16 protein-coding genes are annotated in these 15,990 nt (G+C 50.2%); 10 read left to right on the top strand and 6 right to left on the bottom strand.

The window, feature by feature from the left end; all coding sequences use genetic code 11:
- Window positions 1-336: 336 nt before the first annotated feature.
- Window positions 337-1,740, top strand: coding sequence for a group II intron reverse transcriptase/maturase (gene ltrA / locus GURA_RS21615; RefSeq protein ID WP_011937128.1), 1,404 nt, complete (start codon window positions 337-339; stop codon window positions 1,738-1,740).
- 99 nt (window positions 1,741-1,839) lie between these two features.
- Here ltrA and GURA_RS21610 read toward each other — a convergent pair whose 3' ends face one another.
- The 6 genes from GURA_RS21610 to hemL all read right to left on the bottom strand — a co-directional run bounded on the left by GURA_RS21610 (window position 1,840) and on the right by hemL (window position 6,678).
- On the bottom strand, window positions 1,840-3,285 hold the full coding sequence (locus GURA_RS21610; RefSeq protein ID WP_011941024.1) for a glyceraldehyde-3-phosphate dehydrogenase: 1,446 nt from the start codon (window positions 3,283-3,285) through the stop codon (window positions 1,840-1,842).
- Window positions 3,286-3,580: 295 nt separating this feature from the next.
- Window positions 3,581-3,856: an ATP synthase F0 subunit C gene (gene atpE / locus GURA_RS21605; protein WP_011941023.1), complete on the bottom strand. Its 276-nt coding sequence runs from the start codon at window positions 3,854-3,856 to the stop codon at window positions 3,581-3,583.
- 102 nt (window positions 3,857-3,958) lie between these two features.
- Window positions 3,959-4,648 carry a F0F1 ATP synthase subunit A gene (gene atpB / locus GURA_RS21600; RefSeq protein ID WP_011941022.1) on the bottom strand — a complete coding sequence of 230 codons (690 nt, stop codon included), beginning with the start codon at window positions 4,646-4,648 and terminating at the stop codon, window positions 3,959-3,961.
- A 5-nt stretch (window positions 4,649-4,653) separates the two neighbouring features.
- Window positions 4,654-5,040 (bottom strand): ATP synthase subunit I, encoded by a 387-nt coding sequence (locus GURA_RS21595; protein WP_011941021.1) that lies wholly within the window; start codon window positions 5,038-5,040, stop codon window positions 4,654-4,656.
- Complete coding sequence (locus tag GURA_RS21590; RefSeq protein WP_041246212.1) at window positions 5,018-5,257, bottom strand: AtpZ/AtpI family protein; 240 nt, start codon at window positions 5,255-5,257, stop codon at window positions 5,018-5,020. Before GURA_RS21590 ends, GURA_RS21595 begins: the two co-directional genes overlap by 23 nt.
- 137 nt (window positions 5,258-5,394) lie before the next feature.
- The gene (gene hemL, locus GURA_RS21585; protein ID WP_011941019.1) at window positions 5,395-6,678 is read right to left on the bottom strand and encodes a glutamate-1-semialdehyde 2,1-aminomutase; all 1,284 of its coding nucleotides are present in this window, start codon (window positions 6,676-6,678) and stop codon (window positions 5,395-5,397) included.
- Between the two features lie 298 nt (window positions 6,679-6,976).
- Here hemL and GURA_RS21580 point away from each other — a divergent pair, with 298 nt between their 5' ends.
- Genes GURA_RS21580 through nuoI form a run of 9 tightly spaced genes read left to right on the top strand, consistent with a single transcriptional unit; the run spans window position 6,977 to window position 15,979 of the window.
- Window positions 6,977-7,333, top strand: a complete 357-nt coding sequence (locus tag GURA_RS21580; protein ID WP_011941018.1) for an NADH-quinone oxidoreductase subunit A — start codon at window positions 6,977-6,979, stop codon at window positions 7,331-7,333.
- Window positions 7,324-7,836 carry a NuoB/complex I 20 kDa subunit family protein gene (locus tag GURA_RS21575; protein WP_011941017.1) on the top strand — a complete coding sequence of 171 codons (513 nt, stop codon included), beginning with the start codon at window positions 7,324-7,326 and terminating at the stop codon, window positions 7,834-7,836. Before GURA_RS21580 ends, GURA_RS21575 begins: the two co-directional genes overlap by 10 nt.
- Window positions 7,837-7,875: 39 nt before the next feature.
- Window positions 7,876-8,361 (top strand): NADH-quinone oxidoreductase subunit C, encoded by a 486-nt coding sequence (locus tag GURA_RS21570; protein ID WP_041246211.1) that lies wholly within the window; start codon window positions 7,876-7,878, stop codon window positions 8,359-8,361.
- Window positions 8,362-8,402: 41 nt separating this feature from the next.
- A complete protein-coding gene (gene nuoD / locus GURA_RS21565; protein WP_011941015.1) occupies window positions 8,403-9,575 on the top strand; it encodes an NADH dehydrogenase (quinone) subunit D in 1,173 nt (390 codons plus the stop codon).
- A gap of 28 nt (window positions 9,576-9,603) precedes the next feature.
- A complete protein-coding gene (locus tag GURA_RS21560) occupies window positions 9,604-10,110 on the top strand; it encodes an NADH-quinone oxidoreductase subunit NuoE family protein (protein ID WP_011941014.1) in 507 nt (168 codons plus the stop codon).
- Between the two features lie 36 nt (window positions 10,111-10,146).
- Complete coding sequence (gene nuoF / locus GURA_RS21555) at window positions 10,147-11,928, top strand: NADH-quinone oxidoreductase subunit NuoF (protein ID WP_011941013.1); 1,782 nt, start codon at window positions 10,147-10,149, stop codon at window positions 11,926-11,928.
- A 42-nt stretch (window positions 11,929-11,970) separates the two neighbouring features.
- The gene (locus tag GURA_RS21550) at window positions 11,971-14,457 is read left to right on the top strand and encodes a molybdopterin-dependent oxidoreductase (RefSeq protein ID WP_011941012.1); all 2,487 of its coding nucleotides are present in this window, start codon (window positions 11,971-11,973) and stop codon (window positions 14,455-14,457) included.
- A gap of 46 nt (window positions 14,458-14,503) precedes the next feature.
- Window positions 14,504-15,553 (top strand): NADH-quinone oxidoreductase subunit NuoH, encoded by a 1,050-nt coding sequence (gene nuoH, locus GURA_RS21545; RefSeq protein ID WP_011941011.1) that lies wholly within the window; start codon window positions 14,504-14,506, stop codon window positions 15,551-15,553.
- Window positions 15,554-15,580: 27 nt separating this feature from the next.
- Window positions 15,581-15,979, top strand: a complete 399-nt coding sequence (gene nuoI / locus GURA_RS21540; RefSeq protein WP_011941010.1) for an NADH-quinone oxidoreductase subunit NuoI — start codon at window positions 15,581-15,583, stop codon at window positions 15,977-15,979.
- Window positions 15,980-15,990: the final 11 nt, after the last annotated feature.

Here is a 15,990-nt window from a genome sequence, read left to right as displayed (position 1 = left end):
CAAGGGTGTCCGGGGCGACCCGGAATCTGAAGGAAGCTGTAGGCAAAGTCCTGGCCCGACGAACAGGAATCGCATATGAGGCAGCCACATCTGGGCGAGAAGGCAAACAGATTCAAAGCCCGATAACCATCCAGAAAGATGTGGAAGTAGATGCGGCGGGTATATGGGATGAAGGTCACGCGCATTACCCTGGGAGGTCTGTCAACCTGCCTTGTGCTACCGGCATCGAGAGGTGCCGGGATGGGTTGGCAGAAGTCAGCAGAGGCCATACGAGTCGGAATAACCGACCGACAAAGGGCCGAACTTGAAGTAAGCGGACAGGAGCCTTGAGTTTCGATGACGACAGGAGCAGCAGAAGGCCGGGTTGGGATACCCGGCGCCAGCCCGGAGGGTAGCGGTTGGAAACCGCGAGAGAAAGGGAGAGGTGCGGCAAACGTCACGGGAAGGAAAGCAGCTCACTGGCCGGAAGCGGCAACGGGACTGATGGAGAAGATCGTCAGTCGCGGCAACATGATGGCGGCATACTCACGGGTAATGCGCAACAAGGGAGCGCCCGGCGTCGATAACATGCCGGTAACGGCCCTGAAGGGCTACCTACAGGAGGAATGGCCGCGCATCAGAGAAGAACTGCTGACGGGAACGTATCACCCGCAACCGGTGCGGAAAGTAGAAATTCCCAAACCGGGAGGCGGCACACGGATGCTGGGAATTCCCACCGTCCTTGACCGACTCATTCAGCAGGCGGTGCATCAAGTTTTGAGCCCGCTGTTCGACCCTGGTTTCTCCATAAGTTCCCACGGGTTTCGCCCTGGACGGAGCGCCCATCAAGCGATCAAGGCAGCTCGGAAGTATGTAGAGAGCGGCCTTAGGTGGGTGGTTGACATTGACCTTGAGAAATTTTTCGACCGAGTCCACCACGACACCCTTATGTCGCTGGTGAAACGCAAGGTTGGAGACCGTCTGGTGCTGTCCCTTATCGACAGCTACCTTAAGGCAGGGATACTTGAAGGAGGAGTGACGTCACCCCGGTTGGAAGGCACGCCGCAAGGCGGGCCTCTCTCGCCGCTGCTGTCCAACATCCTCCTCGACGAACTGGACAAGAAACTGGAAAGAAGGGGCCATAAGTTCTGCCGCTATGCCGACGACGCAAATATCTATGTTGCAACGAGGAGAAGCGGCGAGCGTGTCATGGCCTCAATTACCGGCTACCTGTCCGAGCGGCTCAAGCTCACGGTCAACCAGGGCAAAAGCGCGGTTGACCGTCCGTGGAAAAGGTCGTTTCTGAGTTACAGCATGACCCGGCACCGCAAACCGCGGCTTACCGTGGCCAAGAAAGCGGCTGCCAGGCTCAAGGCCAACCTCAAGACGATCTTTAGGCGGGGAAGGGGTCAGAACATCCAAACCACCGTTGAAGAGACAACCCCGAAACTTAGGGGTTGGTTAAACTACTTTCGGTACGCGGAAGTAAAAGGCATCTTCGAGGAACTGGACGGATGGCTGAGACGTAAACTGCGTCGCATTCTCTGGAAGCAGTGGAAGCGCCCCAAGACGCGAGCAAAGAAACTGATGCGGCGGGGATTATCGGAGGCAACTGCATGGCGGTCGGCCACAAACGGCCGCGGCCCCTGGTGGAATGCAGGGGCCGCGCATATGAACAAAGCTGTTCCGAAATTCTACTTCGACAAACTGGGGCTGGTATCACTCATAGACCAGCTTCACCGACTTCAACGTACTTCATGAACCGCCGTGTACGGAACCGTACGCACGGTGGTGTGGGAGGACGGCGGGAGCAATCCCGCCTCCTACCCGATCGGGGCGGGATTGCGAATGGTCTCGGAATTAATTGGGTATGGTCGGGAAATCCAGTCCGGCCATCTGCTGGACCATGCGCACGACCTGACAGCTGTAGCCGAATTCGTTGTCGTACCAGACGTAGAGGACGCAGCGATTTCCCTGCACGATGGTCGCCAGCGAGTCGATCACCCCGGCATGGCGGGAGCCGACAAAATCGCTGGAAACGACCTCTGGGGAATTGGTGAAGTCGATCTGGTTTTGCAGCGGCGAGTCCAGTGAAATGTTGCGCAGGTAGCCGTTCAGCTCCTTGACATCGGTAGCCCGGGTCAGCTCCAAGTTGAGGATCGCCAGCGAGACGTTAGGGGTTGGTACGCGGATGGCGTTTCCGGTCAGTTTGCCGGTCAGTTCAGGAATGACCTTCGCAACAGCCTTGGCGGCGCCAGTTTCGGTGATGACCATGTTGAGGGGAGCGCTGCGGCCGCGGCGTGAATTTTTGTGGTAGTTGTCGATAAGGTTTTGATCGTTGGTGTAGGAATGGCAGGTTTCTACATGGCCGTTGACAATGCCGAAGCGGTCGTTGACAGTCTTGAGCACAGGCACTATTGCATTCGTGGTGCAGCTGGCGGCGGAGAAAAGCTGCTCTTCCTGCGTGATCAGCTCGTTGTTCACCCCGGCAACGATATTTGGGATATCCCCTTTGCCGGGGGCTGTGAGGATCACTTTAGAGATTCCTTCTGCCTTCAGGTGCCGGCCGAGGCCGTCGCGGTCGCGCCATTTGCCGGTGTTGTCGATCAAAATCGCATTGTGAATGCCGAAGCGGGTGTAATCGACGCTTTCGGGGGCGTCGGCATAAATGATGCGGATCATGTTGCCATTGGCGATTATGGCGTTTTCCTCCTCGTCGATGGTGATGATGCCTTGGAAGTGGCCGTGTACCGAGTCGCGCCGCAAAAGGCTCGCGCGTTTGACCAGGTCGTCGGTGCTTCCCTTTCGCACCACGGCGGCCCGTAGCCGAAGTTTTTCACCGCTGCCGGACTTTTCGATCAGGACGCGGGCGAGCAGACGGCCGATCCGGCCAAAACCGTAGAGTACTATGTCCCGCGGCTCATCCAGAATTGGGCTGCGTCCCGTGTTGACGTCCGCCAGTTCCCGGCGGACAAAATCGTCTACACTCTCGCAGTTGCCCTGTGCCTGGTAGCGGACGGTCAGCTTCCCCAAGTCGATCCGCGCCGGAGCAAGGTCGAGTTTGGACATTGCCTCGAGGACGGGGAAGGTTTCCCGCACCGTGAGTTCGTTGTCCAGAATGAGCCGGGCGAAGCGGTGCGCCTTCAGGATGTCGATTGTCGCGCTGTGTACCAGCGAGCGCCCATAGACGGTGGTGACGACGTTGTGGTCACGATAGAGGCGGCCGATCATTGGAAGCATCAATTCCGCATGCTCCTCGTGACTTTGCCAATCTTTCAAATAGACTTCCTGTTTCTGGTTGTTCATGTTCTAATCCCCTTGTTCTAAAATATTGTTCCATATCGGCAGGTTGGGCGAGATCTGCAAAGGATGTTGACTCTTTTGCTATTTTTATCATTATTTAAATTGATTTACCATAACTAAAAGTAGCGATGTGTTTTTTAGCGTCAACTTAAAAGGGCGGCCGTTGCCGGTCTGCCCTTTTAAGTGCTGCGTTTTTTTGCCGGGATATTACCGATCCTCGTCAGAATGCATTTCTGCAAGTCAAAAAAAAAGGGTGCGCCGAAACGGCACACCCTTTTTTACGACTTTAAAAAGTCAATTACTTTGCAACGGTTTTTGCCAGTTCAAGGGCGATTTCTTTGTAAGGGTTGGCGAAGAGGATGATCAGACACACAACCAGGGCATAGATTGCCAGAGACTCGATCATGGCCAGACCGATCATCATGGTTGTGAGGATTTTGCCGGAAGCGCCCGGATTCCTTGATACGCCCTCAACTGCACTCTTAACGGCGAGACCCTGACCGATGCCGGTTCCGAGGGTGCCGAGTGCCATACCGATGCCAGCTGCGAGAACACACATTGTAAAAAAACTCATTTTCTTTCTCCTTTGTTTTGAAATATCTCCTAAATAGTATAGGAAAATCGGTTATGGTTGATGGTAAATAGTTATAGATTATCCATCATTTACTAAATGCTTTTAGTGCCCTTCTTCAAGGGATCCCTGAATGTAGATCATGGCCAGGAGCATGAAGACGAAAGCCTGGATGAAGGAAACCAGCACACCCATGAGCATCATCGGCAGCGGTACCAGAAATGGTGCCAGGCCGAAGAAAATCATCAGCACGAGTTCATGACCGTTCATATTGCCGAAAAGACGGAGGGTAAGTGAAATCACCCTGCTGAAATGGCCGATCACTTCAATAAAAAACATCATCGGCGCCAGCCAGAGAATGGGGCCGAGAAAGTGTTTGATGTACTTGAAGCCGTGTTCCTTGATGCCGACGACGTGGGTGGTGACAAAGACGATTACAGCACAGGCTGCGGTGGTGTTGATGTTGGCTGTCGGTGGGAAAAAGCCGGGTACCAGGCCGATAAGGTTGGAGACGAGAATAAAAATTGCCAGGGTCGCGATCAGCGGGAAAAAGGGCTTGCCGTGATGCCCCATCGTTTCTACGACCATGTTTTCAACGCCGCCGATGATAACTTCCATGAAATTCTGCAGACCGCCAGGAACGGTTTTCAACCCCTTGGTGGCAAGCATGGAAAGAATGAGCAGAAGGGCGATTATCAGCCATGTGTAGGCGATTGCGTCTGCACCGGCCTCAGAAATGTGCAGTGGCTCCAGAAGCTTACGAAAAAACTGCAGGAAAAGATAGGGATGAACCATTGAAACTAGCCTCCTTTGAGGGTGTACATGTAGATAGACAGTACAATTATATTAATAACTAAAACGGATAATCCGAGAATAAGTCCAAATATGTCTACGCCAACGTAAGTGAGCAGGAAAAATATGGCAATTCCCAGCAGTGCAAGCCGAACAATATAGCGCAAAACTGCAAAACGGGGAGCCCTGTCCGGCTGAAGCTGAAGGGTCCTTTGAAGAATGCTGCGAAGCCAGTAAAAATTCGCAATTGCTAGCAGGCCACCGACCAGCACACTGTATGAAAACTTCAAAGAACCGAGGAACAAACTACCGACCGTCAGAACAATCGTTAATACAAAGCTGCCACGTGTGAGCAGGGTAAAGATATTACTTTCATTTATCTTTACCACTTTCATTTTTCTTTATTTCTCTTCCTGCAATGATGTATATGTTGCGGAATCCGGCTACAATTCCAAAAAAAAGAAATATGAAGAAAAACCACGGCTTTGTGCCGAGCCATTCATCTACTTTTAGCCCGATGAGAACGCCGATGGCGATTGCAACTGCTACGGAAATCCCCATAGTGGAGATCATTCCGAGTGCCTTGATCAGTCTTTTTTTATCTTCATCCATGAGGCTGCATGTCGCCTTGTCAACGAACCATTCAAAAAACATGGCTAAATAGCATATTAATCATTGGGTTGTCAACCCAATTAAAATAAATAAACAGCAGAGACGCAGGCTGTGCGCCTCTGCGATTGTGCTGCTGATTAGAGAGATTTGAAAGCCTTCGCAGCGGCGGCAATGGTCTTGTCAAGATCATCGGTGGAATGGGCTATTGAAACGAAGGCGGTTTCAAACTGGGATGGCGCAAGGTAAATCCCCTCATCGAGCATCAGACGGAAATATTTGGCGAAAGCTTTGGTGTCGCAAGCTGCGGCCGAAGTCCAGTCATAGACCGGCTTCTTGGAAAAAAATGCGCAAAACATACTGCCTACCCTGGTCGAATATATGGGGAAACCGGCATCTTTTGCTGCCTTGGCGATGCCGGAAGCGACATAGTCGCTTTTCCTGTCCAGATCCTGGTAGAAGCCTTCTGTCTGGAGCAGTTTGAGCGTTTCTATGCCTGCAGTCATGGCCAGGGGGTTGCCGGAAAGTGTCCCGGCCTGGTAAACTCCGCCAGATGGAGAAAGGAGGGACATGATCTCCTTTTTGCCGCCGAAAGCGCCGACTGGGAGTCCGCCGCCGATGATCTTGCCGAGGGTGGTCATGTCCGGGGTAACGTTATAAAGTTCCTGCGCTCCGCCATAGGCTACCCTGAAACCAGACATCACCTCGTCGAAAATCAGTACGATGCCTTCTTCTGTGCAGAGAGAGCGGAGGCCCTCGAGAAAGCCTTCTCTGGGGGGAACTGTGCCCATGTTGCCGGCAACAGGTTCGACTATAATGCAGGAAATCTGGTTTTTGTTCTCGGCGACGAGCTTGTTAACTGACTCCAGATCATTATAGGTGGCAGTTAAGGTATGCTTGGCAAAATCCTGCGGCACGCCGGGCGAGTCGGGTACGCCGAAAGTGGCGGCACCGGAGCCGGCTTTAACAAGAAGCGAGTCAGAGTGACCGTGGTAGCATCCTGAAAACTTCAGTATCTTGTCTCTGCCGGTATAGCCTCTGGCAAGGCGGATGGCGCTCATGGTCGCTTCAGTGCCGGAACTAACCATCCTTACCATCTCAATGGATGGAACTGCTTCGATGACCATTTCGGCCAGGGTGATTTCCAGTTCTGTGGGCGCGCCGAAACTGCAACCATTGTCGACGGCTGACTTCACGGCGGCGACAACCTGTGGATGGCAGTGCCCGAGAATCATGGGGCCCCATGATCCGACATAATCAATAAACTCATTGCCATCAACGTCGTAAATTCTGGATCCGGACGCTTTCTCGATGAATAAAGGGTCTGTGCCGACGGATTTGAAGGCACGGACAGGGCTGTTTACGCCGCCGGGAATGGCTTTTTGCGCTTCCTGGAATAAGAGTTCAGAACGGCTGTAGTTCATGGATTAATACCCCTAACATATTAATTTTAATGCCTTTATTAGGGGGTGGTAGCATACATGAGCTCGTCGTGTCAAGTGAATTAAGCAGAGTGCATGGGAAGACTAAGTTTAAATTATAAAAGCGGTTAATCATGGGTTTTTTTTCCTTGACAAAGTAGGGTAAATGAAATAAATTTCGCGATGTTGTATACAGTATACGAGCTAAGAAACGTATACAGACAGACAGCAAGCCAATTTACATGCAATAGAAAACGCTGATAGTTAGTGAATATTTCAAGGGTTTAGGAGGATAGAGAAGATGCTTGGTGCCTATCTGCCAATTATTGTTCTAGTCGTTGTTGCGGTGCTCTTCGGGTGCGGCTCGCTTATTTTTTCATCGCTTATCGGCCAGAAAAAGCCTTCAGTGGTAAAGATGGCGCCTTACGAGTGTGGATGTGAGCCGGTTGGCAGTGCTCGGGAGCGCTTCTCGATAAAATTCTATATCATCGCCATGTTGTTTATATTGTTCGATATTGAGGCTGTTTTTCTCTACCCATGGGCAGTGCTGTTTAAGAGGTTGGGAATGTTCGGCCTCATGGAGATGGGCGTATTCATAGTAATTCTTTTTGTCGGTTATATTTATGTCTGGAAAAAAGGAGCGTTGGAATGGGAGTAGAGCAACCATTGGGCGATAACATTGTTACGGCTTCCCTGGACGGCCTGGTTAACTGGGCGAGAAAGTCCTCCATTTGGCCGATGACCTTTGGTCTTGCTTGTTGCGCTATCGAAATGATGGCGACCGGCGCAGCCAAGCACGACCTTGACCGTTTCGGCATAATCTTTCGCGCCTCACCGAGGCAGTCAGACTGTATTATCATAGCAGGTACCGTCACCAAAAAAATGCTGCCAGTCATCAAGACGGTCTATGAGCAGATGCCCGAGCCTAAGTGGGTAATTGCGATGGGCGCGTGTGCCTGTTCCGGCGGTGTTTTCGATACTTATAGTGTAGTGCAGGGAGTCGATGAGGCATTGCCCGTCGATGTCTATATTCCTGGGTGCCCCCCGAGACCGGAAGCGCTGCTTTATGGCCTTATGAAATTACAGGATAAGATTGGTAAGGAGCGGAATTCGTTTGGCTCTGCGATAGGCCTCGGTGACAGGCTGGAACCGGCCGCCTAATTTAATTATCAAAATACCAAAGGAAAAGGTATGGCTGATATGGCTGAAAATAATAGAGCAGTAATCAAACTTCGTGAAAAATTTGCTTCCTCAATCCTTGAAGTGAAGGAATTTCGCGGTGAGGTAACTGTTATCGTAAGAAAGGAAGACATAGTTGCATTATGCAAATTCCTTAAGGAAGAGCTGCGCTATAACCTCCTGACTGACGTAACAGCAGTTGACTATCTGGGAAAAGATCCCAGATTCATGGTGGTCTACAATATTTACTCTATTCCTAATAAGGATCGACTCCGTATCAAGGCGCCGGTAACGGAAGGTGAGTGTACTATCGATACTGTTTGCGGGGTCTGGACAACGGCTAACTGGTTGGAGAGGGAAGCCTATGACCTTATGGGGATAATTTTCAAGAATCATCCCGATCTCCGTAGAATCATGATGACCGATGACTGGGTAGGACATCCACTCCGCAAAGATTACCCGTTGCAGGGGCCGGATCGCGAACCATATAAGGGGCGGTTGTCCTAATCAATTAATGATCAGTATCTATCTTACTATAGAGGCGAACAATGGCTAGTACAGAGATAATGACAATAAACATGGGGCCGCAACATCCAAGTACACATGGCGTGTTGCGTCTGATTGTCGAGCTCGACGGCGAAATAATTCAAAAAGTTACGCCCCATATCGGTTATCTGCACCGGGGCATAGAAAAGCTTTCCGAGCATCGGACTTATCATCAGACCATTCCGCTTACGGACCGTCTTGATTACTTGGCTCCCATGAGCAACAATCTTGGCTATGTTCTGGCAGTGGAAAAACTGCTTGGTATTGATGTGCCTGAGAGGGCTCAGGTCATTCGTGTAATTATGGCGGAGCTCACAAGGCTCAAGTCACATCTTGTCTGGATTGCCTGTCACGCCCTCGATATAGGCGCCATGACGGTTTTCCTCTATGCTTTCCGCGAGCGCGAAAATATCATGGATATTTATGAAATGGTTTCAGGCGCCCGGATGACCAGCAATTTCTTCCGGGTTGGCGGCCTTTCCAAGGATATCCCCGAAGGTTTCACTGCTGCGGTTCGAGAAGTACTGGATACCTTTCCGGGACATTTTGATACCTATGAAGGGCTGTTGACCAAAAACACCATATGGTTGCAAAGAACCATAGGTAATGGCGTGATATCGGCTGAGGATGCAATAGACTATGGCATTACCGGTCCTGCATTGCGTGGCTCTGGTGTGGACTGGGACCTCAGGCGGGACAATCCCTACAGCGGTTATGAAAAATATGATTTCAAGGTGCCGGTTGGAGAGAACTGCGATACATTCGATCGTTACAAGGTACGTCTTGTGGAAATGCGTGAATCGGTCAAGATAATCAGGCAGGCCCTTGATTCACTGAAACCGGGTCCGGTGCTCGCTGACGAGCCGCAGATATGCTATCCGCCGAAGGAAAACGTATATAACTCCATCGAGGGTCTCATACATCACTTCAAAATTGCCAGTGAAGGTTTCTCTACTCCGGAAGGAGAAGTATACCAGTCGGTTGAGGCTCCCAAGGGTGAGCTTGGCTACTATCTGGTCAGCGATGGCAGCACAAAACCGTATAGGATGAGGATTCGTCCGCCATCATTCGTTAATTTGCAGGCTATTGAGAAAATGGCTAAGGGCGCCATGATTGCCGATCTGGTCGCGGTCATTGGAACGCTTGATATCGTCCTTGGTGAAATTGACAGGTAACTCCAACGTACAAAAGGAGATGGAGTACATGAGTGACGCTCCAGCCGAAGTGCTTCCAACAGAAGAAATAGATTTAGCTGCAGCCAACCAGATTATAGATAAATTTCTGACGCTGCCAGGGAACCTTATGCCTGTTCTGCAGGGGATACAGGACGAGTACGGTTATATACCAAGACCTACTATTGACCTTGTAGCTGAAAGACTCAATGTCTATCCCAGTCAGATATATGGTGTCCTTACGTTTTATGCACAGTTTCACCTCAAGCCTCGTGGGAAGTTCATCATCAGGGTTTGCGTGGGAACGGCGTGCCACGTTCAGGGTGCCGAGCGCATTGTCGATACGTTCTTCGATAAACTGCATATCGGTCATGCGGAAACATCACCGGATCTGCGCTTCACCTTTGAGAAGGTTGCCTGCCTTGGTGCCTGTGGTATGGCGCCGCTGGCAATGGTTAATGATGATACGTTCGGTAAGATGACGGTTCAGAAAGTTGAAGGAATCATTGCCGACTACAGTCAGCGGCCGATGAAATAGAACAGCTCTATACTTTCCAGTAGGGGACCATTTGTTATGAGCGAAAATGCAGCGATCAAAATATTAATCTGTCAAGGTACCGGCGGCATATCGGCTGGTGCAAAAAAGGTAGAGCTGGAATTTACCAGACTGATTGAGGAAAAAGGCATCAATGCCGTAGTCGGAAAGCGGTGCGATGTTATCAAGACCGGCTGCCGCGGTCTGTGTGCAAACGACGTCCTTGTCGATGTCATTACGCCTGAACTAGGCAGGGTTACTTATGACTTCGTTGTTCCCGAGGATGTTGCCAATATCATCGATGAGCATATTGTTAATAATACCCCTATAGAAAAGAAAAAAGCCAAGCCTTATTACAATACCTTTGTCGATCAACAGATGCGGGTAGTTATGACCGGCTGCGGTCAGATTGATCCTGACAGCCTGGAAGCTTACCTAGAGGAAGACGGCTTCAAAGCAATAGAAAAATGTATCAAGACGATGAAGCCTGCAGAAGTAATTGATGAAGTCAAAAAGTCCGGCCTTCGCGGCAGGGGGGGGGGCGGCTTCCCCACCGGCATGAAGTGGTCTTTTTGTGCGGCCTCGCCTGGCGACAAGAAGTATTTAATCTGCAATGCCGATGAGGGGGACCCCGGTGCCTTCATGGACCGTTCCGTCCTCGAAGGTGATCCCTTCTGTATTATTGAGGGGATGATGATTTCCGCCTATGCCATTGGTTGTTATTATGGCTATGTATATGTTCGTGCCGAGTACCCACTGGCCATTCAGCGCCTTCAGCACGCCATTGACATCTGCTACGAGAAGGGCTGGCTAGGCAAAAACATCCAGGGATGGGGTTTTGACTTCGATATGCGCATCAAGATGGGGGCTGGAGCGTTTGTCTGCGGTGAAGAGACTGCGCTTATGGCATCCATCGAGGGTGAGCGTGGCATGCCTCGACCACGTCCGCCGTTTCCTGCGGTTAAAGGACTTTGGGGCAAACCGACGAACATCAACAACGTTGAAACCTTTGCCAACGTTCGCCACATAATCAACAAGGGTGCAGATTGGTATGCTTCCCTCGGCACTGACACCACCAAAGGCACGAAGATCTTCGCCGTTACCGGCAAGGTTAAGCACACGGGGTTGGTGGAGGTTGCTGCAGGCATGTCTGTGCGCCAGGTTATTTATGACGTCTGCGGAGGAATCGCCAACAACCGCAAATTCAAGGCGGTTCAGGCAGGTGGTCCTTCCGGTGGTTGTATCCCGGCGGAGGTCCTTGACACCCCGGTAGACTACGATTCCCTGATCAAGGCAGGCGCCATGATGGGTTCCGGAGGCCTGGTCGTCATGGATGAAACGACCTGCATGGTGGATGTGGCCAGGTTCTTCCTGACCTTTACCAGGATGGAGTCATGCGGCAAATGTGTTCCCTGTCGTATTGGTCTTAAAGCAATGCTTGATATTCTGGAGCGCATCACCGAAGGACGTGGCCAGGCAAGCGATATTGATACTCTGCTGGAGATGGGTGCTACCATTAAAAAAGCCTCTCTTTGCGGTCTTGGACAGACGGCGCCAAACCCGATCCTGTCTACAGTTAAATATTTCCGTCATGAGTATGAGGCACACATCAATGACAAGCGCTGCCCGTCAAACTGCTGTAAGGAACTTCTTTTATGGCAAGTTGTCGAGGACAAGTGCGTTAAATGCGGTGCGTGTCTCAAAGCCTGCCCTTCCAATGCTATTATCTGGGAAAAGGGCAAGGTCGCTTATCTGGATAAAGAAAAATGTACCAAATGCAAGTCCTGCTATGACGCATGCCGTTTCATGGCCATTGAGTAGCTGATCATCAAGTATACATCCGAGGGAGAACAGAGGGTCGAGATGGTTAATCTTACAATCGATGATAAAAAGGTGACGGTACCTAAAGACGCTACCATTTTTGATGCGGCCAAGTCAGCCGGTATAAAAATTCCCATTCTGTGTCACGATAAGAAATTGCATCCGTTTGGCGGTTGCCGTATGTGTCTTGTCGAGGTAGAGCAGATGAAGGGGCGTTTAATCCCTGCCTGCACCACGCCGGTAACGGAAGGAATGACTGTTACAACAACGACACCTGAGATTATCAAGGCCAGGAAAATGGTGTTGGAACTGCTGCTGCTCAAGCACCCCATTGACTGTCCGGTGTGTGATGCAGCTGGCGACTGTGATTTGCAGAACTTGACCTATGAATACAAGGTAAACACCAACAAGTTCCATGATGAGAAGTTTCATCATAAGATAGACTACGAAAACCCGCTTATTGAGCGCGATATGAATCGCTGTATTCACTGCGGCAAATGCGCACGGATATGTGACGAGATTGTTTCGTATGGTGCATACACCTTCATCAGCCGTGGTATTGAAGCAAAAATGGGTACGGAGTTCGATGGCCCTCTAAATTGCGAATTCTGTGGCTCATGCGTTTCTGTTTGTCCGGTTGGCGCACTTATTTCACGCCCATTCAAGTTCAAGGCGCGCTGGTGGTCGTTGAACAAGGTAAAAACTGTCTGTTCATACTGTGGCACCGGCTGTCAACTGACCTTAGGTGTCAAAGACAATAAAGTCCTGACGACCATTTATGATGAAAACCAGGGTTTTCACAATGGCCAGCTTTGCACACGAGGGCGATTCGGTTATCAGTTTGTAAATAGCGATAATCGACTGACAACACCGCTTATTCGCAAAAACGGGAAACTGGTAGAAGCCTCGTGGGAAGAGGCGCTGTCACTTGTTGCTGACCGCTTGCGTGAAGCAAAAGCGTCAGGTGCTGATAGTGTGGCGGGACTGGTGACGCCAAGGCTAACCAACGAGGAACTGTTCCTGTACGGTAAGTTATTCAGAGAGACACTAGGTTCTGAAAACATTGATCATTCCGCCGGGTTTGCACACAGTGCTCTCACTTCAGGTGCTCTGGAGAGTCTCGGATACGCTGCTTCTCCTTCAACAATCGCTGATATTCAGAAAACCGATCTGCTTCTTGTAGTAAAGACCGATGCCTATGAAACTCATCCGGTATTGGGTTTTGAAATAAATCTTGGCGTGAAACGCAAGGATGTCGACCTAAGGATAGTCTCTGACAAGCGCGGTAAACTGTCAAAACTTCCCAAGGCAAAAACATATGTCCATAAACCGGGCAATGAGGTCGTTCTGCTAAACGCCCTGGCAAAAGCAATTATCGATGAGAATCTGGTCGATGCAGCTGCGACTACCGTCGCAGGGTTGGATGAATTAAAGCAGACATTGGAATCTTACGCACCAAGTAAGGTGGCTGAAGCCTGCGGCATGTCTGCTGATGAAATTAAGGCTCTGGCGAGTGATTACGCCAAGGCAGAAAAGGCACTGATTCTGCTGCCGATCGGTTTGGGTTATTCCGGCCACGGTAAGGAACTGGCTCAGGCGGTAATCAACCTGGCGCTGCTTACCGGAAGGATCGGTAAAGAAGGTTGCGGTGTCCTGATCATGGGCGAGAAGAACAATAGCCAGGGTGCTCTTGATATGGGTATCTACCCGACTTCGAAGGGTAAGAACGCCGCGACCATAATCGACAGCTGTGCTGCCGGCACTGTCAAGGCTCTTTATGTAGCGGGTGAAAACCCGGTGATTTCCTACCCCAACAGGAAAAAGATTGAGGCAGCCCTGGACAAGGTTGAATTCCTGGTTGTACAGGACCTCTTCCTCACTGAGACGGCAGAAAAGGCCCATGTGGTTCTTCCAGCGTGCTCATTTGCAGAAAAAGACGGTACATTTACCAGCGTCGGCAGGACGGTACAACGCGTCAACAAAGCAATCAAGCCAATCGGCCTTTCTCGGAGCGATCTTGACATCCTGAGCAGCCTCAATGGAATTCTCGGTGGCACGACATACGCAAATGCCTCTGAGGTTTTTGCTGAGATCGCGGAGAATGTGCCGGGATATAAAGATCTTTCTTACGACGGTCTGGGTGAAAATGGCCAGATAATACCTGTTACGACGAAAGCCAAATTCGTGCCGGTAGCAGCAGCACCTGTGAAAGCAGAAACGGGTAAATTTGCAATGGTAACAGGTAGTGCTCTCTATCATTGTGGAACCATGTCCCGATACGGTGAAGGACCAATGCACGTGTGTCCTGAAGGTTATGCAGAACTGAGTCGACAAGATGCCGCTGAATTGAAAATAAGCGAAAACGATATGCTTACCATCAAGTCGACTACAGGTGAAATCAAACTGAAGGCCAAGGTTAATGTCAGGATGCCGCAAGGGGTTGTTTTTGCTCCCTACCATTTTGCAGAACAGTCTGTAAATACCGTCACTGACGGCACTCCGGTAATCTGGGTAAGCATAAGCAAATAACAACTGAAGTTATAGCTAAATTCACTAAAGAGGGGAAGACAATCAGATGGATACGCTAATCTTAGGACTGCCAGTTGCGTACTACATAGCAATGATTGCCAAAGTGCTCGTAGCCTTTGTCTTTGTACTATTGACGGTCGCTTATGCAACCTATGCAGAGAGGAAGATAATTGGGCACATGCAGGTACGTCTCGGCCCGATGAGAACTGGCTGGCACGGTTTGCTACAACCGATTGCCGATGGGATCAAGCTTTTTTTCAAAGAAGAGATCATCCCTGCGCAATCGAGTAAATTTGCATTCCTTATTGCACCACTTGTTGCGCTGGTCCCCGCCTTTATTGCGTTTGCGGTAATTCCATTTGGCGATACGATCGAGGTTGCCGGTTACAAGATCCCCTTGCAGATTGCCGCAGTAATTAACGATCAGGCTACCGGGGCTGTGCTTGATGTTAATGTCGGGGTTCTTTATATCCTTGGTATGGCTTCACTTGGCGTCTATGGCATAGTCCTGGCCGGTTGGTCTTCAAACAGTAAATATTCGTTGCTCGGCGGGCTTCGCGCCTCCGCGCAGATGGTCTCATATGAGTTGGCAGCAGGGCTTGCCATAGTCGCCGTTTTTATGCTGTCAGAATCTCTCTCGCTACATAAGATCGTCGCCGACCAGGCTGGCTTCATAACAAATTGGTACGCCTTCAAGCAGCCGCTGGCATTCATAATCTTCTTTATCTGCTCTCTGGCAGAAATAAACCGCACACCATTCGACCTCCCAGAGGCTGAGACTGAACTTGTATCAGGCTTTTGTACAGAGTATTCAAGTATGAAATACGCCATGTTCTTTATGGCTGAATATGCGAATATGATTACGGTTTGCGCCGTTACTACCACACTTTTTCTTGGCGGCTGGCATGGTCCTTTCTTCCCGGTAATAAATTTCGTTGCCAAGGTGTATTTCCTTATATTCTGCTGCATGTGGATCAGGGCTACATATCCCCGATATCGTTATGATCAGCTGATGGGCCTTGGCTGGAAAGTATTCCTGCCACTGACGCTTTTGAATGTCGTGGTTACGGGAATAGTCGTTACGCTTTTTAAATAATATTTAATTTACAGGCGAGGTATCACCATGATAATGCCGTTGCTTAAAGGTTTACAGATCACATTAAAACATCTTTTTCAGAAACCGGTCACTCTTCAGTATCCTGACGAGAGACCTAAAATAGAACCGGGTTTCAGGGGTCTCCACGCGCTCAATGTTTCACATGACCGGGCGAAATGTGTTGCCTGCTATCTCTGTCCGACAGTCTGCCCTGCTAAATGCATTACGGTTGAGGCGGGTGAGGATGAGAACCATGACAAGTTCGCCGCAAAATATGAGATAGATATGCTGCGTTGCATCTTTTGCGGCTACTGTGTAGAAGCATGTCCCGTAGATGCCATACGAATGACGGACACGTTTGAGCTTGCCAGTTATAAACGACAGGATTTCATCTTTACCAAGGAAAGACTTTTAGAAAAGAAATAAAGGAGCAGTCA

The organism is Geotalea uraniireducens Rf4 (assembly GCF_000016745.1).
Taxonomy (GTDB): Bacteria; Desulfobacterota; Desulfuromonadia; order Geobacterales; family Geobacteraceae; genus Geotalea; species Geotalea uraniireducens.
This window is presented reverse-complemented; position numbering and strand designations above follow the sequence as displayed.